Below are 24,917 nucleotides of genomic sequence, written 5' to 3' on the forward strand. Positions count from 1 at the left end.
CATTGTCGCGACGCGCGCTGAAGAAAACTTGATGCGCGTCAATGGCAAACGTAACACAGGCACGCAGCGCACGGTCGTGCCGGAACGCGGCATGACCGTGCACCGCGCGCGATGCGGTTACGCGTCGAGAAACGACTGCGCGTTCTCGGCCTCGGCGGCCGTGCGCAGCGCGGCGAGCGCCCGTTTCTCGATCTGTCGCACGCGCTCGCGCGACATCCCCGCATCCTGCGCGATCGCGTCGTAGGTGTCGGGCTCGGCGCCGCCGAGGCCGAACCGCCGGCGCAGCACGTCGGCCTCGGTCGGCGTGACCGACCGCAGCAGCGACCGCACGCAGTCGCGCATGCGCGTGTCGGCCAGTTGCTCGAACGGGCTGGCCGATGCCTGATCCTCGATCAGTTCCACGAGGCCGGTGTCCGCGTCCGGCAGCGGTGTGTCGAGCGAGACCGGCTCGGCGGGCAGCGCGAGCACCGCGCGCAGCTTGTCTTCGGCGAGGCCGGTTTCGGCCGCGAGCTCGGCCGGCGTGGCGCGGCGGCCCGTGCGCTGGCGAAAGCGCAGCGCATGCCGCTGCACGCGCTGGTACTGGTCGCCGACGTGCACCGGCACGCGGATCGTACGCGAGCGATCCGCGACCGCGCGCGCGATCGCCTGGCGAATCCACCAGGTCGCATAGGTCGAGAACTTGAACCCGCGCCGGTATTCGAATTTCTCGATCGCGCGCATCAGGCCGAGGCAGCCGTCCTGCACGAGGTCGGACAGGTCGACGCCGCGGTTCAGGTACTTGCGCGCGATCGACAGCACGAGCCGCAGGTTCGCCTCGAGCATCGCCCGCGTCGCGTCGCGCACCTTCTGCTGGCCGTCGCTCAGCGCGGCAGCAAGCGCGCGCCGTGCAACCGCGTCGAAGCATGCCGCGTCGCCTGCCGACGGATCATGCGGGGCGGCCGCGAGCGCGCGCACGACACGGCTCGCGTCGTCGACGGCCGGCGCGACCCACGCGAGCGAACCGAGCAGCGCGGCCACGTGGTTGCGTGCGTCGCGGTATTCGGCCGAACGGCTGCCATGCGCATGCACTGCCTCGCGCAGCGCCGACACCGCTGCCTGCAGCGTGTCGTAGCGGGCGGGCACGGGCGCGTCGGCGTCGTCATCATCGGGCGAGCCGGTCGTGCCCGTCGCGCGATGACGCTCGAGCAGCGCGTCGACCGCGGGCGGATAGCCGGCGATCGCGTGCAGCACCTGATGGCGGCCCGTCTCGATCTCGCGGGCGAGCACGATTTCGCCTTCGCGCGTGAGCAGCGGCACCGCGTGCATGCGCCGCATGTAGAGCGCGAGCGGATCGGTCGACGCGCTCGTGCCGCGCGCGAGGTCGCCGAGCATGGCCCGGCCTTCGTCGAGCGCGTCGCGGTCGACCTCGACCGGCGCCGCGCCGGCGAACGGCGCGGGCACGGCCGGCTCGTCGAGTACCGCGATGCCGATGTCGGCCAGCGCGGCGCGCACGACATCGAGCGCGTCGGGGCTGTCGCTTTCGGGCGGCAGCGCGTCGACGAGGTCGGCGTGCGTCAGATAACCCTGCTCGCCGGCGAGCGCCAGCAGCTGGATGATCGGATCGAGCGGTGTGTCCGCCCGGGGAGTGGGGCGTGGCGTAGTCATGTCGATGGCGGCGCGAGCCGCGTTCCTGTCTGGGGCGGGCCGAAGCTCGCCGGTTTGCGGTTGCCGGTGGGTCGCGGACGCCCGTCCGCGCCGGTCAGCCGACATCGTTCAAGTTGAGGGCATTTGCGCCAACTTCAACGCCGGCGCCGCGGACGGGCCAGCACGCGGCGTGCCCGCCCTGCCGTCCAGGGCAGGAAACAAAAAGTAACGGATCATACGCGCGGAAATCTGCAGGGGACGTAAGCTAGAGTCAGGCGCGCGCCCGGCGGCGACGCGCGGATTCTGCCGGAGTACGAGATGAACCCGATTTCCGCCGCGAGGCCCGCCGTCGTCGCGCTGGCCGCCCTGGCGCTTGGCGGCTGCTACTACACGAGCCCGTACGGTTATGCACCTTATTACGCGCCGGTGCCCGCCACGGTGACGCAGCGCGAGATTCCGGCCGCACCGACCGCGCCCGGCCCGGCCGCGTCGACCGTGCCCCAGGCAGAAGTCGACGCCGGCCCGGCAGTGCCCGTGTATGTCGCGCCGGCCTACGTGCCGCCGCCGTATCCGTACGCTTACCCGGCGTACTACTCCGGCTGGTACGGGCCGCCCGTGACGATCGGTTTCTGGGGCCGCTGGGGCGGCGGCTACTGGGGCGGCCGCGGCGGGTACTGGCATCGGCCGTGGGGCGGTGGACATTGGGGTGGCGGCCACTGGGGCGGCGGCCATCGGCACTGACCGGCGCGCGGCGACGTTGCGCGGGAGAGCATCATGAGGAACACGATTGTCCGAAGTCTGTGCGTTGTCCTGGCCGGCCTCGCGGCCGCCCCGGGCGTCGCCGATGCGCAGAGCAGCGCTTACACGAATTCGCCGGCCGAGCTGTTTGCCGGGCCGGCGCCCGATTATCCGGTGGTCGCGCAGATTCCGCCCGGCACCGCGCTCGACGTCTTCGGTTGCCTGAGCGACTACACGTGGTGCGACGTCGCCCTGCCGGGCGTGCGCGGCTGGATCGATGCGCAGTTGCTCGACTATCCGTACCAGGGCAGCTACGTGCCGCTGCTCGAATACGGCGCGATCATCGGCGTGCCGGTGACCGGGTTCGCGATCGGCGCGTACTGGGATCGCTATTACCGGCATCGCCCGTGGTATCCCGACCGCGATCGTTGGGCGCATCGTGCGGAGCCGAGGCTCGGCCCCGGCGGCATGCCGCCGGCGCAAGGGCGTCCGCAACCGGGCGCGCCGCTGCAGGTCGCGCCGGGCGGCTCGCCGCCCGTGCATGACACGCGGCCGTCGGCCACGCGTGGCGGCTGGAATGGCGCGAACCGCGTGCCGCCGCCGGCTGCGCCGACGCCGGCGCCCACGCCGTTGCCGGGCGGGATGGGTAATGCGCGCCCGGCCAGCCCGGCGGCGCCGACGCCGATGCCGGGCGGAGCGGGCAATGCGCGTCCGGCCAATCCGCCGCCGGCCGTGCTGCACCCGTCGCCCGCACCGGGCGGCGAGGGCCGCACGATGCCTCAGCCCGCGCGCCAGGGCGGCTGGGGTGGCGGCGGTTATGCGCGGCCGCAAGGCGGCGGAAACGGCGGGGGCAACCACGGCGGCGGCGGAGGTGGCGGTCCCGACGAACTCCGTCACTGATGGCGTCGGTGCCGCGGATTTTCCCGGCGCCAGACGAAAAAAAGCCGCTCCGGAGAGCGGCTTTTTGACTGGGCAAGCGCGGCGGGGCAAGACGCTACCGGTCGCCCGTCGCATGCGTCGTCAGTCGTCGAGCAGCGACAGATCGCGCACGGCGCCCTTGTCGGCCGACATGACCAGCTTCGCGTATGCCTTCAGCGCGGCGGACACCTTGCGCGGACGCGGCTGCGCCGGCTTCCAGCCCTTCGCGTTCTGCTCTTCGCGGCGGCGCGCCAGTTCCTCGTCCGACACCAGCACGTCGATCGTGCGGTTCGGAATGTCGATGCGGATCCGGTCGCCGTCGCGCACGAGGCCGATCGCGCCGCCCGCTGCCGCTTCCGGCGAGCAGTGGCCGATCGACAGGCCCGACGTACCGCCCGAGAACCGGCCGTCCGTCAGCAGCGCGCACGCCTTGCCGAGCCCCTTCGACTTGATGTAGCTGGTCGGGTAGAGCATTTCCTGCATGCCCGGGCCGCCCTTCGGGCCTTCGTAGCGCACGATCACCACGTCGCCGGCCTTGACCTTGTCGTTCAGGATGTTCTCGACCGCTTCGTCCTGCGATTCGGTCACATGAGCGGAGCCTTCGAACACGAGGATGCTCTCGTCGACGCCGGCCGTCTTCACGACACAGCCGTCGAGCGCGATGTTGCCCGTCAGCACCGCGAGGCCGCCTTCCTTCGAGAACGCATGCTCGTACGAGCGGATGCAGCCTTCGGCGCGGTCGAGATCGAGGCTCGGCCAGCGCGTGTTCTGGCTGAACGCGACCTGCGTCGGGATGCCGGCCGGGCCGGCCAGGTAGAACGTGCGGACCGCGTCGTCCTGCGTAAGGACGATGTCCCATTGGTCGAGCGCGTCCTTCAGCGTCGGCGCGTGGACGGTCGGCACGTCGGTGTGCAGCTTGCCGGCGCGCTCGAGCTCGCCGAGGATCGCCATGATGCCGCCTGCGCGGTGGACGTCCTCGATGTGGTACTTGTTCGTGTTCGGCGCGACCTTGCACAGCTGCGGCACGTTGCGCGACAGGCGGTCGATGTCCTTCATCGTGAAGTCGATGCCGGCTTCCTGCGCGATCGCGAGCAGGTGCAGGATCGTGTTGGTCGAGCCGCCCATCGCGATGTCGAGCGTCATCGCGTTCTCGAACGCCTTGAAGCCGACCGAGCGCGGCAGCACGCGTTCGTCGTCCTGCTCGTAGTGCTGGCGCGTCAGTTCGACGATGCGGCGGCCGGCGCGCTTGAACAACTGTTCGCGATCGGCGTGCGTGGCGACCACCGTGCCGTTGCCGGGCAGCGACAGGCCGAGCGCTTCGGTCAGGCAGTTCATCGAGTTCGCGGTGAACATGCCCGAGCACGAGCCGCAGGTCGGGCAGGCCGAGCGTTCGACTTCGGCGACGTCGGCGTCCGAATACGACTGGTCGGCCGCGATCACCATCGCGTCGACGAGGTCGAGCTTCTTCAGTTCGACGGTCTTGGTGACCGGGTTCGCGAGGCGCGTCTTGCCGGCTTCCATCGGGCCGCCCGACACGAAGATCACCGGAATGTTGAGGCGCATCGCGGCCATCAGCATCCCCGGCGTGATCTTGTCGCAGTTCGAGATGCACACCATCGCGTCCGCGCAGTGCGCGTTCACCATGTATTCGACCGAGTCGGCGATGATGTCGCGGCTCGGCAGCGAGTACAGCATGCCGTCGTGGCCCATCGCGATGCCGTCGTCGACCGCGATCGTGTTGAATTCCTTCGCGACGCCGCCGGCGGCCTCGATCTCGCGCGCGACGAGCTGGCCAAGATCCTTCAGGTGCACGTGCCCGGGCACGAACTGCGTGAACGAGTTGACGACCGCGATGATCGGCTTCGAGAAATCGTCGTCTTTCATGCCGGTGGCGCGCCACAGCGAGCGCGCACCTGCCATGTTGCGGCCGGCGGTAGAGGTTTTGGAGCGGTAAGTGGGCATGGTGATGGCTGAAGAAATATCGCGGGAAAAGGGTGGAGGCACGGGAATAAAGGCCTCTCTCGCGCCCGTGCGAACAACCTCTTGAGCTGCGCCCTGGGCAAACTCCGCGATTATCCCACAGCCGACGGGCCTGCGGCGCCGGCGGAAGCGGGCGGGCGGCGGGGGCGTGAGCCGGGCAGCGGCCGCGTGCGCCAAGCGCGCCGGGCCCGAAACGGGACGCAGGCCATCTTCAGCGCAGCCGGACGGCGGCTTCCTCGCCCGTCCTGCCGACGATGAAGCCGCGCCGTGCCGCTCGAGCGTGCGTCAGTCGAGCAGCGTCAGGATCTCGTCGTACAGCGGCTTCGGAATCCGCACGCCGTTCGCGATGCTGCGCGCGCGGGCGTCGAAGCGTCGTTGCGACGGCAGCCGCGCGCCCTGCGCGACGATCGATTCGAACATCCGCTCGCCGCGCGCGAGCCCCGTGTCGAGCTCGTCGCCGAGAAATACCTTCGGATCGAACGCGATCACGAGTTCGCCGTGGCACGGCGTCGCGCCGACGCCCTCGTCGAAGTCCATCGATTCCCGGCTCGTCATGTCGCCGATCAGCGCGCCGCCGAGCAGCTCGACCATCGCCGCGAGCGCCGAACCCTTGTGGCCGCCGAACGTGCGCATCGCGCCTTGCAGCGCGGCCTTCGGGTCGGTGGTCGGCTGACCGTCCGCGTCGATCGCCCAGTGCGACGGAATCGCCTTGCCTTGCTTCGCGTGCAGCTCGATGTCGCCGCGCGCGATCGCGCTCGTCGCGAAATCGAACACGAACGGCTCGCCGCCCGGGCGCGGCCACGCGAACGCGATCGGGTTGGTGCCGAACACCGGTTCGCGGCCGCCTTCCGGCGCGACCCAGCTGTGGCTCGGGTTCATCGCGATGCCGACCAGCCCTTCGGCCGCGATCGCCTCGACCTCGGGCCACAGCGCGGAGAAGTGATAGCAGTGGTTGATCGCCATCGCGGCGATGCCGTGCTGCTTCGCCATCTCGACCAGCACGGGCAGCCCGGTCTCGAAGCTCAGCAGCGAGAAGCCGCGATGCGCATCGACCGCGACGATCGACGACGACAGCCGGCGCAGCGTCGGCACGGCTTGCGGATCGACCTTGCCTTTCTTCAGCGACCGCACGCAGACGAGCAGCCGGTACACGCCGTGCGAATGGCATTCGTCGCGCTGGCCCTGCGTGATCACGTTCGCGATGGCGCGCGCATGCGCGTCGGACATCCCGTGGTGCGTCAGCACGCGCAACGCGAGCGCGTGGACTTCATCGAGCGACAGGACGACTTCGGTGGTGTGGTCAGCCATGGTTCACCTCGCGCGGGGCGGGCACGCCGTCGATGCGTTGCGGCACGTGCAGCGGATTGCTGCTGCGGATCGCGTCCGGCAGCAGCGCGTCCGGCACGTCCTGGTACGACACGGGCCGCAGGAAGCGCTCGATCGCGCGCGCGCCGACGGACGTCGTGCGCGTGTCGGACGTCGCCGGGAACGGACCGCCGTGCACCATCGCATGGCCGACCTCGACGCCCGTGCCGAAGCCGTTGACCAGAATGCGGCCGGCCTTGCGTTCGAGCGTCGGACGCAGCGCGGCGAACAGCGCCGCGTCGCCGTCGGCGATGTGTGCGGCGATCGTCAACTGGCCTTCGAGCGATTTCAGCACACGATGCAGCGTGTCGGTGTCCGGGCAGCGCACGATCAGCGACGCGGGACCGAACACTTCGTCGCGCAATTCGGGGTGGGCGATGAATGCGTCCGCAGAGGTTGCGAGCAGCGCCGCGCGCGCCTGATGGCGGCCGCCTTCGACGCCTTCGGCCAGCAGCGCGACGGCCGAGTGATCGCGCAGCGCCGCGACGCCTTGCGCGTAGCTCGCATGGATGGGCGGTGTCAGCATCGTCTGGGCGGCGACGGCGCGTACGGCGTCGGCCGCTGCGGATTCGAACGCGCGCAGCGCGGGGCCGTCGACCGCCAGCACGAGGCCCGGGTTCGTGCAGAACTGGCCGGCGCCGAGCGTGAGCGACGCGACGAACTGCGGCGCGATCGCATCGTGACGTGCGTCGAGCGCGGCGGGACACAGCAGCACCGGGTTGATCGAGCTCATTTCCGCATAGACGGGGATCGGCTCGGGGCGCGCAGCCGCGATATGCATCAGCGCGACGCCGCCGCGACGCGACCCGGTGAAGCCGACCGCCTTGATGCGCGGATCGGCGACGAGCGCCTGGCCGATCTCGCGCGACGCGTCGAACAGCAGCGAGAACACACCGGCCGGCATCCCGCATTCGCGCGCGGCCTGCTGGATCGCGCGACCGACGAGTTCCGACGTGCCCGGATGCGCGGAATGCGCCTTGACGATCACCGGGCAGCCGGCCGCGAGCGCCGACGCCGTGTCGCCGCCGGCCACCGAGAACGCGAGCGGGAAGTTCGACGCGCCGAACACGGCCACCGGCCCGACCGCGACGTTGCGCAGGCGCAGGTCGACGCGCGGCAGCGGCTTGCGTTCGGGGCGCGCCGGGTCGATGCGGGCGTCGAGAAAACCGCCGTCCCGCACGAGCGACGCGAACAGCGCGAGCTGGCCGACCGTGCGGCCGCGTTCGCCTTCGATGCGCGCGCGCGGCAGCCCCGTTTCGACGACGCAGCGCTCGATCAGGTCGTCGCCGAGCGCCATGATGTGGCGGCCGATCGCGTCGAGGAACGCGGCGCGTGCGTCGAGCGACGTTTCGCGATAGGTGTCGAACGCGTCGTCGGCGAGTGCGCACGCCGTTTCCAGATCGTGCAGGCTCGCGCCGCCGAACGCCGGTTCGAGCGGTGCGCCGGTGGCGGCGGCGATCGCATGGAGAGTGCCGTTCTGTCCGGCGACGGCCGACTGGCCGATCAGGAGCTGACCTGTGAGTTGCATGGTTTTCCTCGGAAAAAAGCCGGGCCGGGCGTGCTGCGCCCGGCCGTTGGAAGGGAGAAGGGCGCGCGCGTCAATCCTCGTCGTCGTCGAGTTGCAGCTTGTCGGTGCGCACGCCGGTGTTTGCGCCCCAGTAGTAGATGACGAGCGCGACGGCCGCGACGACGACCGTGTCGTACGGATGCGCGAGCCGGCCCGTGCCGCCGAAGCCGCCGAGATACGACAGCACGATCATCGCCGCATAGAACGCGATCAGCCACGCGGACGAACGCACCTGCTCGGCGAGGCTCAGGTGCGCGGTCGGCACCCAGCGGCGGCACGCGAGATAGATCGCGAACATCACGATCTGCAGGCCGAGCAGCCAGGACACCGTGCTCCAGCCCGACCAGTAGACGATCAACGCGGCGATCACGAACGACGCGGGGCCGGTGAGGCCGAACGCGCTGGCGCGGAACGGCCGCGGCAGGTCGGGCGCGGTGCGGCGCAGCGCGGCGACCGACACCGGGGCGACCGCATAGCTGAGCACCAGCGCGGCCGACACGATGTTGATCAGCGCTTCCCACGACGGGAACGGCAGCGTCCAGAAGATCGCGAGGCCGAACGTGAGCCACAGGCCCGCGCGCGGGATGCCCGACGCTTCGTCGACGCGCGTGAACACCTTGAAGAAGGTGCCCGTCTTCGCCCAGCCGTAGACCACGCGCGGCGTCGCGTTCATGTAGATGTTGCCGCAGCCGCTCGGCGAGATCATCGCGTCGGCGACGACCATCACCGCGAGCCAGCCGACGCCGAGCGCGAGGGCGATGTCGCGGTACGGCAGCGAGAACGCCTTGCTCACGTCGTGCCAGCCGGCGGCGAGCATGGCCGTCGGGATGCTGCCGATGAACGCGAGTTGCAGCAGCACGTAGATCAGCGTCGACAGCAGGATCGACAGGATCAGCGCGATCGGGATCGTGCGCTGCGGATTGCGCACCTCGCTCGCGACCGACACGATCGGCGTGAGCCCGAGATACGCGAAGATGATGCCGCCGGCGGACACGGCCATCTCGATGCCCGGCATGCCGAACGGCGCGAAGCCGTGCACGGTCAGGTTCGCGGGCTTGAAGAACGTGAACAGCACCGCGATCACCGACAGCGGCACGATGAACTTGAAGATGCTGATGATGTTGTTCGCCTTCGCGAACGTCTTCACGCTCGAATAGTTCAGGTAAAAGAAGAAGCAGAGCAGCGCGGCCTGCACGAGCCAGCCGAGCGTGGTGGGGTCGCTCGATCCTTCGACCGTCAGCCCCGGAAACCATGCGGCCGCGTACTGGCGCGCGGCGACGACTTCGATCGCGATCAGGCTCGAGAACGCGATCAGCGTGATGAAGCCCATCAGGTAGCCGAGCAGCGGGCCGTGCGAGAACACCGGGTAGCGCACCACGCCGCCCGCGCGCGGCAGCGCGGCGCCGAGTTCGCAGTAGACGATGCCGAGCAGCAGCACCGCGAAGCCGCCGAGCAGCCACGAGAAGATGCCGGCCGGGCCCGCGATCGTCGACACGTGACTCGCGGCGAACAGCCACCCTGAACCGAAAATGGCGCCGAGACCGATGAACGTGAGATCGGTCAGCGACAGCTGTTTCTTGAACTTGCCGTGACCCGCGCCGGGGTGCGCGGAACGGGAAAGCGGGACAGACGGGTGTGCGTTGCCTTGGCCTGGCATGGGCTTGTCTCCTGGGGAATGTCGGTGCAGGCGCGCGTGGCGCGCTCCGACGGAGCAGCGCGCACGCCTGCCGGCCGGCGTCGCCCGGTTCGAACGACCGGGGCGGGCCGCGACCCGTTCACCGGCGGCGCGGGCTGGCGCCGGGCAAGCGGGCCCGCAGGCCATGCCGGACCGCGGACGGCGACGAACAGGGGCAAGCCCGCGCGCCGCCGCAGGGGCGTCGATCAGAAACCGACGTCGGGCAGCGCCGGGCGCGTTTCGAGCGCCTTCGCGACGATGGCCTTCACTTCCGCGAGCGTGTCGCCTTGCAGCGCGAGGCGCGGCGGGCGCGTGATCGCGCTGCCGCGGCCGACCAGCTCTTCGCACAGCTTGATGCACTGCACGAGGTCGGGGCGTGCGTCGAGGTGCAGCAGCGGCATGAACCAGCGATACAGCGCGAGCGCTTCGTCGAAGCGCTTCTGCTTCGCGAGGCGGAACAGCGTCTCGCCTTCCTTCGGGAACGCGTTCGACATGCCCGACACCCAGCCTTCCGCGCCGACCGCGATGCTCTCGACCACGACGTCGTCGAGGCCCGCGAACAGCACGAAGCGATCGCCGACCGCATTGCGCAGGTCGATGAAGCGGCGCGTATCGCCCGACGAATCCTTGAAGCAGACGATGTTCTCGCAATCCTGCAACGCGATCAGCACGTCGGGCGTCACGTCGTTCTTGTAGATCGGCGGGTTGTTGTAGACCATCACCGGCAGGTCGGTGCTCGTCGCGACCGCGCGGAAGTGCGCGGCGGTTTCGTGCGGCTTCGCCGAGTAGACGAGCGCGGGCATCACCATCACGCCGTCGACGCCGACGCGCTGCGCTTCGCGCACCGTGTTGCGCGCGAATTCGGTCGTGAATTCGGCGATGCCGGCGATCACCGGAATCTTGCCGCCGGCCGCGTCGCGTGCGGCCTCGATGACCTGCAGCTTCTCGCTCGTCGACAGCGACGTGTTTTCGCCGACCGTGCCGCAGACCACGAGGCCCGACACGCCGTCGTTCACCAGGTTCTTGACCACGCGGTGCGTGGCGTCGATGTCGAGGGAAAAGTCCGGCTTGAACTGGGTGCTGACGGCCGGGAAAACCCCGGTCCACTGAATGGCGTTTCGGCTCACTGAAATCTCCTACGTTCGTATCGGTCGGCCGACGGGTGTGTCGGTGTGGCAACCAGTATCGCCGCGCAAACGCCCATCACGCTTGAGTCGTATCGCGGAGCAAAATGACGAAATCGGCACAGCGGCCGGCAGGGGCGGGAGGGGCGCATCGCACTATGCCGATTTCGTCGTCGTCCTCATCGAAAAGCCACAAGCGGACGGACGCGCGACGGAGGAAGCTATGCTCCTTTCCCCACTTCGGACGGCTCATGATGAAGCGCATCCAGATCATCGATTCGCACACGGGCGGCGAACCCACTCGGCTCGTCGTGTCCGGCTTTCCGTCGCTCGGCGACGGCACGATGGCCGAGCGGCGCGACGTGCTCGCGCGCGAGCACGATCGTTACCGCACCGCGTGCATCCTCGAGCCGCGCGGCAGCGACGTGCTGGTCGGCGCGCTGCTGTGCGACCCGGTAGCGCCCGACGCGGCGGCCGGCGTGATCTTCTTCAACAATAGCGGCTATCTCGGGATGTGCGGGCACGGCACGATCGGCGTCGTGCGCACGCTGCATCACATGGGACGCATCGCGCCGGGCGTGCACAGGATCGAGACGCCGGTCGGCACCGTCGAGGCGACGCTGCACGACGACCTGTCGGTCAGCGTGCGCAACGTGCCCGCGTATCGCCACGCGCAGGGCGTCGCGCTCGACGTGCCGGGATACGGCCCCGTGAAGGGCGACATCGCGTGGGGCGGCAACTGGTTCTTCCTGATCAGCGACCACGGGCAGCGCGTCGCCGGCGACAACGTCGCGGCGCTCACCGCGTATGCGTCGGCCGTGCGCGAAGGGCTCGAACGCGCGGGCATCACCGGCGCGAACGGCGGCGAGATCGACCACATCGAGCTGTTCGCCGACGATCCCGAGCACGACAGCCGCAGCTTCGTGCTGTGCCCGGGCCTCGCGTACGACCGTTCGCCGTGCGGCACCGGCACGAGCGCGAAGCTCGCGTGCCTCGCGGCCGACGGCAAGCTCGCGCCGGGCGCCGTGTGGCGGCAGGCGAGCGTGATCGGCAGCGTGTTTCACGCGAGCTACGAGCGGGCCGACGGCGGCATCGTGCCGACGATTCGCGGCAGCGCGCACCTGAGCGCGGAAGCGACGCTGCTGATCGAGGAAGACGATCCGTTCGGCTGGGGCATCGGGTCGTGAGCGAAACGAAGACCGACGTCGTCGTGATCGGCGCCGGCATCGTCGGCGCGGCGTGCGCGCACGAACTCGCGCAGCGCGGGCTGCGCGTGCTCGTCGTCGACGACGCGAGCGGCGGCGCGACCGGCGCGGGCATGGGGCACCTCGTCGCGATGGACGACAACGCGGCGGAGCTCGCGCTGAGCCATTACTCGATCGAATTGTGGCGCGCGTTGAGCGGCGAGATGCCCGACGGCTGCGCCTACCGCAACTGCGGCACGCTGTGGCTCGCGGCCGATGCGCACGAGATGGATCTGGCGCGCGCGAAGCAGGCGACGCTCGCCGCGCACGGCGTGGCCGGCGAGCTGATCGACGCGGCGGCGCTCGCGCAACTGGAGCCGATGCTGCGCGCGGGCCTCGGCGGCGCGCTGAAGATTCCGGGCGACGCGATTCTCTACGCACCCGTCACCGCGAACTGGCTGCTGCAGCGCACGCCGCGCGTCACGGTGCGCCGCGAGCGGGCCGTCGCGGTCGATGGCCCGAGCGTGACGCTCGCAAGCGGCGACGTGCTGCGCGCGGAGCGCGTGGTGGTCGCGAACGGCGTCGCGGCGCGTACGCTGCTGCCCGAATTGCCGCTGCGCCCGAAAAAGGGGCATCTGCTGATTACCGACCGCTATCCGGGCCACGTGTCGCACCAGCTCGTCGAGCTGGGCTATGCGGCGAGCGCGCACGCGAGCGACGGCACGTCGGTCGCGTTCAACGTGCAGCCGCGGCCGACCGGTCAGTTGCTGATCGGCTCGTCGCGCCAGTTCGACACCGAGGACGCGCAGGTCGAGCCGCCCGTGCTCGCGCGCATGCTGCGCCGCGCGGTCGGCTATCTGCCGGCGCTGGCCGACCTGAACGGCATCCGCGCCTGGACCGGCTTTCGCTCCGCGAGTCCCGACGGCCTGCCGCTGCTCGGCGAGCATCCGGCGCGGCCGGGCGTATGGCTCGCGGTCGGGCACGAAGGGCTCGGCGTGACGACCGCGCCGGGCAGCGCGCGGCTCGTCGCCGCGCTGATGGCCGGCGAGCGGCCGCCCATCGAGATCGAACCGTATTTGCCGGGACGCTTCCTGACCGCGTCCCCCGTAGCTGGAGCGCTGACATGAAACCATCCCCACGCTTACTTCGTTCGCCGTCGGCCGGCGTTGGCGCTTCAGCGCTTACGCCGGTCCCATGCAAGGTGCCTCCGGCGGGGGCCGTCAGCCGCCCACGGCCGGCTTTGCAAAGCCGGCCGGCTACGCAGGCGCAGAGCGATGCGCTGCGAATTCCCTGCTACGCCCTTGCGGCGGCCCGGCGGAGGCTGAGATGAAACGACCCCCACGCTCACTTTGTTCGCTGCCCCCCGCGGGGGCGGTCAGCCTCCTTGGGGCGGCCCGGCGGAGGCTGACATGATCATTCATCTGGACGGCCGCGCGCTGACGGTGGCCGACGGCGCGACCGTCGCGGCCGCCGTCGCGGCGAGCGGCGACGACATGACGCGCGTGTCGTGCACGGGGGCGGTGCGGGCGCCGTTTTGCGGAATGGGCATCTGCCAGGAATGCCGGATGACGATCGACGGCCGGCGCCGGCTGGCGTGCCAGACGCTGTGCCGCGACGGCATGCAGGTGGAGCGCACGCGATGAATCAGGAACGATTGAGCGTCGACGTCGCGATCGTCGGCGCGGGCCCGGCCGGGCTGTCGGCCGCACGAGCCGCCGCGCGCAGCGGCGCGACGGTTGCGATCGTCGACGACAACCCGCGCGCGGGCGGGCAGATCTGGCGGCAGCCGGCAGCGTCCGCACCGACGCCGGCCGCCGCCGAACGCCTGGCCGTGCTGCGGCAGCCGAACGTCACGCATCTCGCGGCGACGCGCATCGTCGCCGAAACGCAGCCGGGCACGCTGCTGCTCGAAGACGACGAACGCGGGCTGCTGCTCGATTTCCGGACGCTGATTCTCTGCTGCGGCGCGCGCGAGCTGCTGCTGCCGTTTCCGGGCTGGACGCTGCCGGGCGTGACCGGCGCCGGCGGCTTGCAGGCGCTGATCAAGTACGGGCTCGACGTGCGCGGGCAGCGCACGGTGATCGCGGGCAGCGGGCCGCTGCTGCTGGCGAGCGCGGCGACGGCCCGGCAGGCCGGCGCACGCGTGTCGCACGTGCTCGAACAGGCCGCATGGGGCGACGTCGCTGGCTTCGGCGCGGGGCTGTGGCGCTGGCCGTCGAAGCTCGCGCAGGCCGCGAAGCTCGTCACGGCTGCTTATCGGCCGGCTGCGTACGTCGTCGAGGCATTCGGCGACCAGCGGCTCGAACGCGTGCGGATTCGCCAGGGCGATCGCGAATTCGACGTCGACTGCGACCGGCTCGCGTGCGGCTTCGGCCTCGTGCCGAATACCGTGCTGCCGCGCCATCTCGGCTGCCGGATCGAGCACGGCGCGGTGGCGGTCGACGCACACCAGCGCACGAGCCGCGACGGGTATTTCGCGGCCGGGGAGTGCACGGGCGTCGGCGGCAGCGAGTTGGCGATGGTCGAAGGCGAAATCGCCGGGTACGCAGCGACCGGGCAGACTGCACGACTGGCCGCGCGGGTCGCGCGGCGCGCGCACTGGCAGGCTTTCGCGGAGGCCGTACGCGAGCGCTTCGCGATCCGGGAGCCGATCCGACGGCTCGCGCGAGCCGACACGCTGCTGTGTCGTTGCGAAGACGTGCGGTTCGATGCGGTCGCGCGGGAACCGGGCTGGACGGCCGCCAAACTGCAGTCGCGTTGCGGGATGGGCGCATGCCAGGGCCGCGTGTGCGGCGCGGCCGCGCAGGCGCTGTTCGGCTGGACGCCGCCGGCGCCGCGCACGCCGCTGGTGCCCGCGCGGGTCGGCACGCTGATGCTTGACGGTACGGAATCCTGCGACGGCGCGTGACGTATGCAGCGGCCCGGTTCGCGCTGGGCCGCGCCTGTTACGCCGTTCACTCCACTTTCACTTTCTCCCATCCGCCAACCTGCGGCGTCGCACAGGCGCGCAGGCACTCGATCGTCGCGGCCACGGCCGCGCGGTTCGCGCTGTCGGGGTGCCAGTACATCGATACCGCGCCCTGGCCCTCGAGTTCCATCGGCAGGATGCGGATCGCGTTCAGTTGCGCGAAGCGCCGCGCGGCGCGGTGCGACGCGACGCCGAGCAGGTCGGTGTTGTTCAGCAGCGTGAGGTTGAGAATCGACGAATTCGATTCGACGCAGTGCGGCGGCTGCACGCGGCCGGCGGCGTGCAGCGCGGCTTCCAGCGCATTGTGGACGGGCGTACCCGCCGGCCACACGATCCACGGATAGGCGAGCACGTCGTCCCAGCCGAGCGACGTCGCGCCGGCGAGTGCGTGGTCGGGCCGCGCGACGAACACGACCGGATCGACGTACAACGCTTCGGCATGCAGCAGCGGATCGACGGACGTCGAACCCGAACGGCCGACGACGATATCGAGTTCGCTGCGCGCGAGCTGCGGCATCAACTGGTTCATCGTGCTTTCGGTGAGCCGCACCTGCGCGCGCGGCATGCGTTTCAGCAACTGCGACACCGCGAACGGCACCGTGTCGGCCGCCGCGACGCCCGACGTACCGATCGTCACGAGGCCGCTGCCGCCTTCGCGCAACGCGGCCATGTCGTCGCGCGCGATGTCGAGCTGCGCTTCGACGCGGCGCGCGTGCTCGATCAGCGCTTCGCCGTAAGGCGTCGGCCGCAGCCCGCGCGCATGCCGCTCGAACAGCGGCAGCCCGACATCCTCTTCCAGCTCCTTCAGCCATTTCGACAGCGCCGGCTGCGTGGTCGCGAGCGCGACCGCCGACTGGCTCAGATTGCCGGTGCCGGCCAGGCTCAACAGTACCTGCAGATGCCGCAGACGCAGCCGGTGGGTCCAGTCCATTGCATGCCTCGTCGCGAGAAGGTATATCCAGAAATATATGAATCAGATGATTTGACCATTTTACCGGGTATGTCTGCGTCGAATATAAATCTGCTGACGGACTGCAGTACGGTCCCCGCCCCGACATAGCGCCGACCCGATCGGCCGACCCGCAGGAGACATCATGACGACCCATCCGGACGCGACACGCGCCGCTTACTACGCACGAATCGCCGAGCAGCGCCTGGCGCCGCTGTGGGAATCGCTGCACAACCTCGTGCCGACCTCGCCGCAGCCGGCCGCGCAGGCCGCGATCTGGAAGTACGCACAGGTGCGCGACCTCGTGATGCAGGCCGGCAGCGTGATCAGCGCCGAAGAAGCGGTGCGTCGCGTGCTGGTGCTGGAGAACCCGGGGCTGCCGGGCAAGTCGAGCATGACGCCGAGCCTGTACGCGGGGCTGCAGCTGATCCTGCCGGGCGAGATCGCGCCGAGCCACCGTCATACGCAGTCGGCGCTGCGTTTCATCGTCGAAGGGCGCGGCGCGTGGACGGCCGTGAACGGCGAGCGCACGACGATGCATCCCGGCGACTTCATCATCACGCCGTCGTGGGCGTGGCACGACCACGGCAATCCGTCGGTGGAAGACGGCGGCGAGCCGGTCGTGTGGCTCGACGGGCTCGACATCCCGCTGCTCGCGCACCTCGACGCCGGTTTCGCAGAGAACTTCCCGGAAGCCGTGCAGCCGGTGAATCGTCCGGAAGGCGACAGCTTCGCGCGCTTCGGTCACAACATGGTGCCGGTGCGGCATCGCGTGAGCGATCCGACGTCGCCGGTGTTCAGCTATCCGTATGCGCGCAGCCGCGAGGCGCTCGACGCGCTGTACCGGAACGGCGAACTCGATGCGTGGGACGGCGTGAAGCTGCGCTACGTGAACCCCGCGACGGGCGGCTGGCCGATGCCGACCATCGCCACCTTCATGCAGTTCCTGCCCGCGGGCTTCGACGGCCGCACGTATCGCAGCACCGACGCGACGATCTATTGCGTCGTCGAAGGCAGCGGCGCCGCGCTGATCGGCGACCAGACGTTCGCGTTCGCGCCGCACGACATCTTCGTCGCGCCGTCGTGGGCGCCGGTGCGGTTGTCGGCGTCGTGCGACAGCGTGCTGTTCAGCTATTCCGACCGGCCCGTGCTGTCCGCGCTGAACCTACTGCGCGAAGCGCGCGACTGACGCCGGCGGCCGTCCACGATCCGTTTTCCGCGCGCCGCCGAAGTCGCGGCGCGCGCCCCTTCATTCACGTCTACGCTGGAGCCGTTCATGACTTTCGTATTCCCGCCCGAAGCGCCGGTAGCGCTGCCCGTTGCCGGCAGCGATGCCCGATTTGCGGTCCGCCGCGTCTATTGCGTCGGCCGCAACTACGCGGCCCATGCGCGCGAGATGGGCTTCGATCCCGATCGCGAGCCGCCGTTCTTCTTCTGCAAGCCCGCCGATTCGATCGTGCCGGTGGCGTACGGCGAGACGCTCGATCTCGCGTATCCGTCGCAGACGCAGAACTATCACTACGAAGCCGAACTCGTCGCGGTGATCGGCAAGGGCGGTTCGGACATTCCGCTCGAACGCGCGCTCGACCACGTGTGGGGCTATGCGGTCGGCCTCGACATGACGCGCCGCGACCTGCAGATGAAGATGCGCGAGATGGGGCGGCCGTGGGAAATCGGCAAGGCGTTCGACCGTTCGGCGCCGCTCGGGCCCGTGCATCGGGCGAGCGACGTCGGACACGTCGAGCAGGGCGGCCTGTGGCTGACCGTCAACGGCGCGACCAGGCAGAAGAGCGACGTGTCGCACCTGATCTGGTCGGTCGCGGAAACGGTGGCCGACCTGTCGAAGTTCTTCCGCCTCGAACCGGGCGACGTGATCTTTACCGGCACGCCCGAAGGGGTCGGGCCGGTGGTCGCGGGCGACGTGATGAAGGTCGGCGTCGAGCGTCTCGGCGAGCTGACCGTGCGTGTGGTCTGACGCCCGTTCGTCGATTTCCTCGAAAGGTCACATCGTGCAACTGCATAGTTTCTTCAACAGTTCGACTTCCTACCGGGTGCGCATCGCGCTCGCGCTGAAAGGGCTGCCGTACGACACGCTGCCGGTGAACATCCGCACCGGCGAGCATCGCGACGCCGATTACATCGCGCAGGTGAACCCGTCGGCCGCGGTGCCGGCGCTGACCGACGGCGATTTCCGTCTCGGCCAGTCGCTCGCGATCCTCGATTACCTCGACCAGATCCAGCCGACGCCTCGGCTGATTCCGCTCGAACCGCGGCGCCGGGCGCGCGTGCTGGAACTCGCCGCGCTGATCGCCTGCGACATCCATCCGGTCAACAACCTGCGCGTGCTGCGCTATCTCGACAGCGAGCTGAAGGTCACGCCGCAACAGAAGAGTGCGTGGTACCGGCACTGGGTCGCGGAAGGGATGGCCGGCGTCGAGCGGCTGCTGGCCCGCGCGAACGCGGGCCCGTGGTGTTTCGGCGATGCGCCGACGCTGGCCGACGTGTGCCTGGTGCCGCAGGTCGCGAACGCGTTGCGGATGGATTGCGACCTGAGCGCGTATCCGCGCTGCCTCGCGGTGGTCGAGCACGCGCGGCACGAACCGGCGTTCGAGGCCGCGCAACCGCAGCGGCAACCGGACTACGTCGCGTAACACGAATCGCGTCATAGACGCAGGAGACGAACATGGGCGAGACAATCAACAACGGCCGGCGCGTACTCGTGATCGGCGGCGGTATCGGCGGGCTCGCGACGGCGCTGGCGCTCGCGCGTCAGGGCATTCGCGTGAAGCTGCTCGAACAGGCCGAACGGATCGGCGAGATCGGTGCGGGCATCCAGCTCGCCGCGAACGCGTTCAACGCGCTCGATGCGCTGGGTGTCGGCGAGGCGGCGCGCGATCGCGCGGTGTTGACCGACTGGCTGCAACTGATGGATGCGATCGATGCACGCGAGGTCGCGCGCATCGATACGGGCGCCGCGTATCGCGACCGTTTCGGCAATCCGTATGCGGTGATTCATCGCGCGGACATTCACCTGTCGATCTACGAGGCGGTCAAGGATCACCCGCTGATCGAATTCCGGACGAGCACGCAGGTGTGCGGGTTCGAGCAGGACGGCAACGGCGTGACCGTGATCGACCAGCACGGCGAACGCTATCGTGCCGACGCGGTGATCGGCTGCGACGGCGTGAAATCCGCGATCCGTCAGGCGCTGATCGGCGATGCGCATCGCGTGACGGGCCATGTCGTGTATCGCGCGGTGGTCGAGGTCGACAACATGCCGAAGGATTTGCAGATCAATGCGCCGGTCGTATGGGCCGGCCCGCATTGCCATCTGGTTCACTATCCGCTGCGCGGCGGGCGCCAGTACAACCTGGTCGTCACGTTCCACAGCCGCGAGCAGGAGACCTGGGGCGTGCGCGACGGCAGCAAGGAAGAAGTGCTGTCGTACTTCGACGGCATCCATCCGCTGCCGAAACAGATGCTCGACCGGCCGACGTCATGGAAGCGCTGGGCGACCGCCGACCGCGATCCGGTCGAGCGCTGGAGCGCGGGCCGTGCGACGGTGCTCGGCGACGCCGCGCATCCGATGACGCAATACATCGCGCAGGGCGCGTGCCAGGCGCTCGAGGACGCGGTGACGCTCGGCGCGGCCGTTGCGCAGACCAACGGCGATTTCGAGGCCGCGTTCGCGCTGTACGAACGCGTGCGGATTCCACGCACCGCACGCGTGCTGTATTCGGCGCGCGAGATGGGGCGGATCTACCACGCGAAGGGCGTCGAGCGGCAGGTGCGCAACGGGCTGTGGGTCGGGCGCACCGACGCGCAGTTCTACGACGCGCTCGACTGGCTGCACGGCTGGCGTGCGGAGGATTGCCTGAAGACGGCCGCATAGCGCACCCGTTCAGCCCGATTCCGGCGGCGCGCATTTCAACGACAGACGACGCGCGCCGCCTTCCTGGAGGAGACACCATCATGGCCGATACGCTGTCCATCGACGTCAGCGAATGGGTCGACCGGCATCGCATTGCGCCGTTTCAGGCCGCGATCGTCGTCCTGTGCTTTCTGATCGTCGCGATCGACGGATTCGATACCGCGTCGATCGGGTTCATCGCGCCGGTCATCCGCGCGGAATGGGGCTTGTCGCCCGCGCGGCTCGCGCCGGTATTCGGCGCGGGGTTGGCCGGGCTGATGGCCGGCGCGCTCGTGTTCGGGCCGTTCGGCGACCGGTTCGGCCGCAAGCGCCTGCTGCTCGCATGCGTCGCGTGCTTCGGCATCGCGAGTGCCGCGTCGGCGAGCGCGGGTAGCCTGACCGAGCTGATCGTGTGGCGCTTCGTGACCGGGCTCGGGCTCGGCGGCGCGATGCCGAATGCGATCACGCTGACGTCCGAATACTGCCCGGCGCGCCGTCGCTCGCTGCTCGTGACGACGATGTTCTGCGGCTTCACGATCGGTTCCGCGCTCGGCGGGCTCGCGGCCGCGTCGCTGATCGAGCACCACGGCTGGCGCGCGGTGCTGGTCGTCGGCGGCGCGGCGCCGCTGCTGCTCCTGCCGCTGCTCGCGTGGCGACTGCCGGAGTCGGTGCGCTATCTCGTCAACCAGGGCGCGCCGTCTGCGCGGATCGCGACGATGCTCGGCCGTATCGCACCGGATCCGCATCTCGCGCATGCGTCGTTCATCGCGCCCGCCGGAAAGCCGGCCGGGTCGCCGCTCGGCCGGCTGTTCGCCGCCGACCTGCTGCGCGGCACGCTGCTGCTGTGGCTCACGTTCTTCATGAGCTTGCTGGTCATTTACCTGCTGTCGAGCTGGCTGCCGACGCTGCTGCGCACGACTGGCGCGACGCTGCAGACGGCCGCGCGCGTGACCGCGATGTTCCAGGTCGGCGGCACGCTCGGCGCGATCATTCTCGGCTGGCTGATGGACCGCTTCGATCCGCATCGCGTGCTGGCCTGCAGCTATGCGGCGGCCGGTGCGTGCGTCGCGGCGATCGGCGTGTTCGCCGCGTCGCCGTGGGGTGCCGCGCTCGCGGTGTTCGCCGCCGGCTTCTGCGTATCCGGCTCGCAGGTGGGGGCGAACGCGCTATCGGCCGCGTTCTATCCGACCGAGTGCCGGACGACCGGCGTGAGCTGGGCGAACGGGATCGGTCGCGGCGGCTCGGTGGTCGGCTCGATGGCGGGCGGCGCGATGCTGGCGATGGGCGTGCCGCTGTCGACCGCGTTCGCCGTCGTTGCCGCGCCATGCGTGATCGCGGCGGTCGCGGTACTGGCGCTCGGCGTGGTGCGCGCGGGCGTGGTACGCGCGGCGGCCGCCGACGGGATGGCGGGCAGGCAGGCCTGATCGAAGGAGGGGCGGCCGGATTGCCGGTCCGGCAAGCAGCGGGATACAACATTATATAAATGAATATAATGTTCATTCTTTAATCGTATTCCCGCTCCGATGAACGACGATCTCCCCGCCGGGCTGCCCGCGCCCGATCAGATGCGCGCCGCCGCCGAATCAGCCTGTGCGCTCCTCAAGGTCATGTCGAATCCCGACCGGCTGCTGCTGCTGTGCGAACTGTCGCAGGGCGAGTGCTGCGTGAGCGATCTCGAGGCGCGACTGGACATCCATCAACCGACGCTGTCGCAGCAGCTCGGCGTGTTGCGCGACAACGCGCTGGTTCGTACCCGCCGGGAAGGCAAGACCATCCGCTATTCGCTCGACAGTCCGGCCGTGGTCGCGGTGATGGGCGTGCTGTACGGGCAGTTCTGCGGGGCGACCGCGAAGGAGGCGCGCGATGCAGATTGATGCGCTTCATTTCACGCCGTGGCTGTCGCTGGCCGGTGGCGTGCTGATCGGGCTCGCGGCCGCGTGGCTCGTCGCGTTCAACGGCCGGATCGCCGGCATCAGCGGGATCGTCGGCGGCTTGCTCGCCGCGGGCGGCGCGGAGCGCGGCTGGCGCGTCGCGTTCATCGCCGGGATGATCGTCGCGCCCGTTGCGATGCACGTCGCCGGGAGCAGCCTGACGCCCCGGATCGACGCCGGTTGGCCTGAACTGCTCGCGGCCGGGCTGCTGGTCGGGATCGGCACGCGGTACGCGGGCGGCTGCACGAGCGGTCACGGCGTATGCGGGATGTCGCGCGGGGCGCTGCGTTCGGTGGTCGCGACGGCAACCTTCATGGTCGCGGGCTTCGCGACCGTCTTCGTGCGGCTGCACGTGGCGGGAGGCTGACATGCAGACAGGATTCGCATTTCTGGCGGGGTTGCTGTTCGGCGTCGGCCTGATCGTGTCGGGCATGGCCGATCCGCAGAAGGTGCTCGGTTTTCTCGACCTGGCGGGCCGCTGGGATCCGTCGCTCGCGTTCGTGATGGCGGGCGCGACCGGTGTTGCGGTGTTCGCGTTCGCGTGGGCGAAGCGCCGGACCCGCTCTTGGCTCGGCCTGCCGATGCAACTGCCGGCGGTGCGGACGATTACCGTGCGCCTGGTCACGGGAAGTGCGGCGTTCGGCATCGGCTGGGGAATTGCCGGGTTCTGCCCGGGGCCCGCGATCGTGTCGATCGGCTTCGGATCGGCCAAGGGGATCGGGTTCGTCGTCGCGATGCTGGCCGGGATGGCGTTGTTCGAGTGGATCGAGCGCTGGCGGAACGGGCGGTGACGCGCGGGACGTTCGCTTGGCACGATTGCTCGGAACATCACGGGTTCATCGGTCACCGCGATGATGCGGTGACTTTCCGGCGTGGCTCACGGCGGGCAAGCCGCGATGTCAGACATGCTCGTTCACGTGACGGCCGCCGTGCAGTCGCCCGGCCAGTCGGCGCAGGATGTCGCGCCACACCGCGAGCATGCTGCTTCGGCCCGAGGGGGCCACGATCGCCGTGCTGACCACGCCGCGGCCGCCAGCCGACAGCGCGACGTGACCGGCGGTTTCGAGCGTCAGGCATTCGCCCTCGTCGAGTTCGCGGCGAATGTATTGCGGGGCATCGGGCAGCCAGTCGAGCCCGCCGTGGCGCAGCGTGACCGCCAGCGCGCCATCCAGCACGATCAGCTGACTACCCTTGTCGAACCACGCAAAGTGGCTTTGCCCGGCGTCGAGCCGGAGGTGTTGCGTCCGCATGGCGATTCCTTTTCCCGGTTGCTCGGGTTGCGCGGCCTCGCGACGACGAGGCGAAAGCGTGCAATCAGGTTAGGGAAACGGACGCGCGCACGACAGATTCAGGGGACGGGAATCTGTTGCGGTGCAGGCGGCGGTTTCGCGCTGCTGTATCGGTGGGTTTCCCCCGAATCTGTATCTGGCGTGCGCGATGGGGCACGGGCACGATGGCCCGCATGACGCCTTTCGCCGACGCTTCCCGTACGCCTTTGCCGATGGACGGCGAGCCGCTTTACGAACGGCTCGCCGAACATTACCGCCGCATCATCGCGGCCGGCACGCTGTCGCCCGGCGACCGGATGCCGTCGGTCCGTGCGTGCATGGCGCAGCACGGCGTGAGCCTGTCGACCGCGATCCAGGCGTTCCGGCGGCTCGAGGATACGGGCTGGTGCGATGCGAAACCGCGTTCGGGTTACTTCGTGCGCCGCCGCGCGGCAGCCATGCTCGACACGCTGCCGGAAAGCGACGGGCCGCCGCTGAGTGTCGAGCCGCCGTTCGCGGGGCTGCACGAACGCGTCTCGCGCGTGATCGACCGTGCGAACGCGGCGACCGATGCGCTGAATCTCGGCGGCGCCTCCGCGCATGCCGCGCTGTATCCGACCGAGCGCCTGCAGGCGCTGGCGATCCGGCTGCTGCGGCGCAAACCCACGTTGCTGACCGATGCGGGGCCCGTCGGCGGTTCGCCCGAATTCCGGCAGACGATGGCCAAACGCGCGTTGTCCTACGGTGTGACGCTGACGCCGGACGACGTGATGTCGACGAGCGGCGGCGTCGACGCGGTGAATCTCGCGCTGCGTGCGATCGCGCGGCCCGGCGACACAATTGCGATCGAATCGCCGGCCTTTTTCGGGCTGATCCAGCTGCTCGAAAGCCTTGGCCTGCGGGCACTCGAAATCCCGGCAAGCCCGACGACGGGCCTGTCGATCGAGGCGCTAGACGTGGCGCTGGCAGCCTATCCGGACATCCGGGCCGTGGTCGTCGTGCCGAACCTGCAAAACCCGCTCGGCTGCGTGATGCCCGACGAGCGCAAGGCCGCGCTCGTCGCGCTGTGCTCGCGCCACGGTGTGGCCGTGATCGAGGACGAGCCTTATCGCGAGCTCGTCGAGGCGCCGCACGCGGTCAGGCCGGTCAAGGCATGGGATTGCGACGGCACGGTGATCTACTGCCCGTCGTTCAACAAGGTGCTGGCGCCCGGGATGCGGCTCGGCTGGATGAGTGCGGGCCGCTGGCATGCGCGTGTGAGGATGCTGAAATTCGCGCACAGCCGGCACAACGCCGCGCTGCTGCAGGCCGTGGCGGCCGAATTCGTGGGCTCGGGCGCGTTCGATCGGCACCTGCACCGGTTCCGCGAACAGCTGCGCGTGCAGCGCGACGTGACGATCGACGCGATTGCGCGGCATTTCCCGGCCGGCACGCGGATGAACCAGCCGCCGGGCGGGATGCTGCTGTGGATCGCGCTGCCGGAAGGCGTGCGCTCCGATGCGCTGTTCGACGCCGCGCTGGCACATGGCGTCAAGATCGCGCCCGGTTCGATCTTCTCGAATTCGGACCGTTTCGACGGCTATATCCGGCTCGCCTGCACGCGCGTATTCGATGCGGTGCACGAGGCAGCGTTCGACACGCTCGGCCGCCTCGTACGGGAAGCCATGGCGGCCGCGTAAGCGCGACGGCGGCGGCCGGCCGGACTTGCGAATACGCG

Annotated in this window: 23 protein-coding genes; 15 read left to right on the forward strand and 8 right to left on the reverse strand. The window is 69.8% G+C overall.

Going from position 1 to position 24,917, the window contains the following annotated elements; all coding sequences use genetic code 11:
* Positions 1 to 117 precede the first annotated feature (117 nt).
* Positions 118 to 1,644 carry a sigma-70 family RNA polymerase sigma factor gene (locus MMB92_RS00370; RefSeq protein ID WP_109342402.1) on the reverse strand — a complete coding sequence of 509 codons (1,527 nt, stop codon included), beginning with the start codon at positions 1,642 to 1,644 and terminating at the stop codon, positions 118 to 120.
* 297 nt (positions 1,645 to 1,941) lie between these two features.
* Here MMB92_RS00370 and MMB92_RS00375 point away from each other — a divergent pair, with 297 nt between their 5' ends.
* A complete protein-coding gene (locus tag MMB92_RS00375) occupies positions 1,942 to 2,364 on the forward strand; it encodes a hypothetical protein (RefSeq protein ID WP_058902999.1) in 423 nt (140 codons plus the stop codon).
* A 33-nt stretch (positions 2,365 to 2,397) separates the two neighbouring features.
* Positions 2,398 to 3,261, forward strand: coding sequence for an SH3 domain-containing protein (locus tag MMB92_RS00380; RefSeq protein WP_277562450.1), 864 nt, complete (start codon positions 2,398 to 2,400; stop codon positions 3,259 to 3,261).
* A gap of 120 nt (positions 3,262 to 3,381) precedes the next feature.
* Here the strand turns inward: MMB92_RS00380 and ilvD are convergent, their stop codons facing one another.
* From ilvD to MMB92_RS00405, 5 genes are all read right to left on the reverse strand, one after another.
* The gene (gene ilvD, locus MMB92_RS00385) at positions 3,382 to 5,241 is read right to left on the reverse strand and encodes a dihydroxy-acid dehydratase (RefSeq protein ID WP_277562451.1); all 1,860 of its coding nucleotides are present in this window, start codon (positions 5,239 to 5,241) and stop codon (positions 3,382 to 3,384) included.
* 303 nt (positions 5,242 to 5,544) lie between these two features.
* Positions 5,545 to 6,567: an Ldh family oxidoreductase gene (locus MMB92_RS00390; protein ID WP_006495060.1), complete on the reverse strand. Its 1,023-nt coding sequence runs from the start codon at positions 6,565 to 6,567 to the stop codon at positions 5,545 to 5,547.
* Complete coding sequence (locus MMB92_RS00395; protein WP_077021012.1) at positions 6,560 to 8,152, reverse strand: aldehyde dehydrogenase (NADP(+)); 1,593 nt, start codon at positions 8,150 to 8,152, stop codon at positions 6,560 to 6,562. Before MMB92_RS00395 ends, MMB92_RS00390 begins: the two co-directional genes overlap by 8 nt.
* A gap of 70 nt (positions 8,153 to 8,222) precedes the next feature.
* Positions 8,223 to 9,848: an APC family permease gene (locus MMB92_RS00400; protein ID WP_006491049.1), complete on the reverse strand. Its 1,626-nt coding sequence runs from the start codon at positions 9,846 to 9,848 to the stop codon at positions 8,223 to 8,225.
* 224 nt (positions 9,849 to 10,072) lie between these two features.
* The gene (locus MMB92_RS00405) at positions 10,073 to 10,993 is read right to left on the reverse strand and encodes a dihydrodipicolinate synthase family protein (RefSeq protein WP_062885481.1); all 921 of its coding nucleotides are present in this window, start codon (positions 10,991 to 10,993) and stop codon (positions 10,073 to 10,075) included.
* 251 nt (positions 10,994 to 11,244) lie between these two features.
* Between MMB92_RS00405 and MMB92_RS00410 the strand changes: the two genes are divergently transcribed.
* From MMB92_RS00410 to MMB92_RS00425, 4 genes are all read left to right on the forward strand, one after another.
* Entirely contained in the window at positions 11,245 to 12,177 is a 933-nt protein-coding gene (locus tag MMB92_RS00410; protein ID WP_006484864.1) for a 4-hydroxyproline epimerase, read from the forward strand.
* Positions 12,174 to 13,301 carry an FAD-dependent oxidoreductase gene (locus MMB92_RS00415; RefSeq protein WP_058903005.1) on the forward strand — a complete coding sequence of 376 codons (1,128 nt, stop codon included), beginning with the start codon at positions 12,174 to 12,176 and terminating at the stop codon, positions 13,299 to 13,301. The genes MMB92_RS00410 and MMB92_RS00415 overlap by 4 nt, the downstream gene beginning before the upstream one ends.
* 282 nt (positions 13,302 to 13,583) lie before the next feature.
* Positions 13,584 to 13,817: a 2Fe-2S iron-sulfur cluster-binding protein gene (locus tag MMB92_RS00420; RefSeq protein ID WP_277562452.1), complete on the forward strand. Its 234-nt coding sequence runs from the start codon at positions 13,584 to 13,586 to the stop codon at positions 13,815 to 13,817.
* Complete coding sequence (locus MMB92_RS00425) at positions 13,814 to 15,082, forward strand: FAD/NAD(P)-binding oxidoreductase (RefSeq protein ID WP_062885482.1); 1,269 nt, start codon at positions 13,814 to 13,816, stop codon at positions 15,080 to 15,082. The genes MMB92_RS00420 and MMB92_RS00425 overlap by 4 nt, the downstream gene beginning before the upstream one ends.
* A 46-nt stretch (positions 15,083 to 15,128) precedes the next feature.
* Here MMB92_RS00425 and MMB92_RS00430 read toward each other — a convergent pair whose 3' ends face one another.
* The gene (locus MMB92_RS00430; protein ID WP_034202471.1) at positions 15,129 to 16,073 is read right to left on the reverse strand and encodes a LysR substrate-binding domain-containing protein; all 945 of its coding nucleotides are present in this window, start codon (positions 16,071 to 16,073) and stop codon (positions 15,129 to 15,131) included.
* 163 nt (positions 16,074 to 16,236) lie between these two features.
* On the opposite strand from MMB92_RS00430, the gene gtdA reads away from it, so the two are divergent.
* The 8 genes from gtdA (at position 16,237) to MMB92_RS00470 (ending at position 22,723) form a co-directional block, all read left to right on the forward strand.
* Complete coding sequence (gene gtdA, locus MMB92_RS00435) at positions 16,237 to 17,280, forward strand: gentisate 1,2-dioxygenase (RefSeq protein WP_277562453.1); 1,044 nt, start codon at positions 16,237 to 16,239, stop codon at positions 17,278 to 17,280.
* Between the two features lie 87 nt (positions 17,281 to 17,367).
* Positions 17,368 to 18,066 carry a fumarylacetoacetate hydrolase family protein gene (locus MMB92_RS00440; protein ID WP_006488722.1) on the forward strand — a complete coding sequence of 233 codons (699 nt, stop codon included), beginning with the start codon at positions 17,368 to 17,370 and terminating at the stop codon, positions 18,064 to 18,066.
* Positions 18,067 to 18,100: 34 nt separating this feature from the next.
* Positions 18,101 to 18,742 carry a maleylacetoacetate isomerase gene (gene maiA / locus MMB92_RS00445; RefSeq protein WP_006495051.1) on the forward strand — a complete coding sequence of 214 codons (642 nt, stop codon included), beginning with the start codon at positions 18,101 to 18,103 and terminating at the stop codon, positions 18,740 to 18,742.
* 32 nt (positions 18,743 to 18,774) lie between these two features.
* Positions 18,775 to 19,983, forward strand: coding sequence for a 3-hydroxybenzoate 6-monooxygenase (locus tag MMB92_RS00450; protein WP_277562454.1), 1,209 nt, complete (start codon positions 18,775 to 18,777; stop codon positions 19,981 to 19,983).
* A gap of 80 nt (positions 19,984 to 20,063) precedes the next feature.
* Entirely contained in the window at positions 20,064 to 21,425 is a 1,362-nt protein-coding gene (locus MMB92_RS00455; protein ID WP_062885484.1) for an aromatic acid/H+ symport family MFS transporter, read from the forward strand.
* A gap of 99 nt (positions 21,426 to 21,524) precedes the next feature.
* Positions 21,525 to 21,875: a metalloregulator ArsR/SmtB family transcription factor gene (locus MMB92_RS00460; protein ID WP_062885485.1), complete on the forward strand. Its 351-nt coding sequence runs from the start codon at positions 21,525 to 21,527 to the stop codon at positions 21,873 to 21,875.
* Positions 21,865 to 22,299 (forward strand): YeeE/YedE family protein, encoded by a 435-nt coding sequence (locus MMB92_RS00465; RefSeq protein ID WP_062885486.1) that lies wholly within the window; start codon positions 21,865 to 21,867, stop codon positions 22,297 to 22,299. Before MMB92_RS00460 ends, MMB92_RS00465 begins: the two co-directional genes overlap by 11 nt.
* Position 22,300: 1 nt before the next feature.
* A complete protein-coding gene (locus MMB92_RS00470) occupies positions 22,301 to 22,723 on the forward strand; it encodes a DUF6691 family protein (RefSeq protein WP_062885487.1) in 423 nt (140 codons plus the stop codon).
* Between the two features lie 108 nt (positions 22,724 to 22,831).
* Here MMB92_RS00470 and MMB92_RS00475 read toward each other — a convergent pair whose 3' ends face one another.
* The gene (locus MMB92_RS00475; protein WP_006488712.1) at positions 22,832 to 23,182 is read right to left on the reverse strand and encodes a hypothetical protein; all 351 of its coding nucleotides are present in this window, start codon (positions 23,180 to 23,182) and stop codon (positions 22,832 to 22,834) included.
* Between the two features lie 203 nt (positions 23,183 to 23,385).
* On the opposite strand from MMB92_RS00475, the gene MMB92_RS00480 reads away from it, so the two are divergent.
* Complete coding sequence (locus MMB92_RS00480) at positions 23,386 to 24,879, forward strand: PLP-dependent aminotransferase family protein (RefSeq protein ID WP_058903013.1); 1,494 nt, start codon at positions 23,386 to 23,388, stop codon at positions 24,877 to 24,879.
* Positions 24,880 to 24,917: the final 38 nt, after the last annotated feature.

The sequence above is a fragment of the Burkholderia sp. IO2 genome (assembly GCF_029522185.1).
Lineage (GTDB): Bacteria > Pseudomonadota > Gammaproteobacteria > Burkholderiales > Burkholderiaceae > Burkholderia > Burkholderia cenocepacia.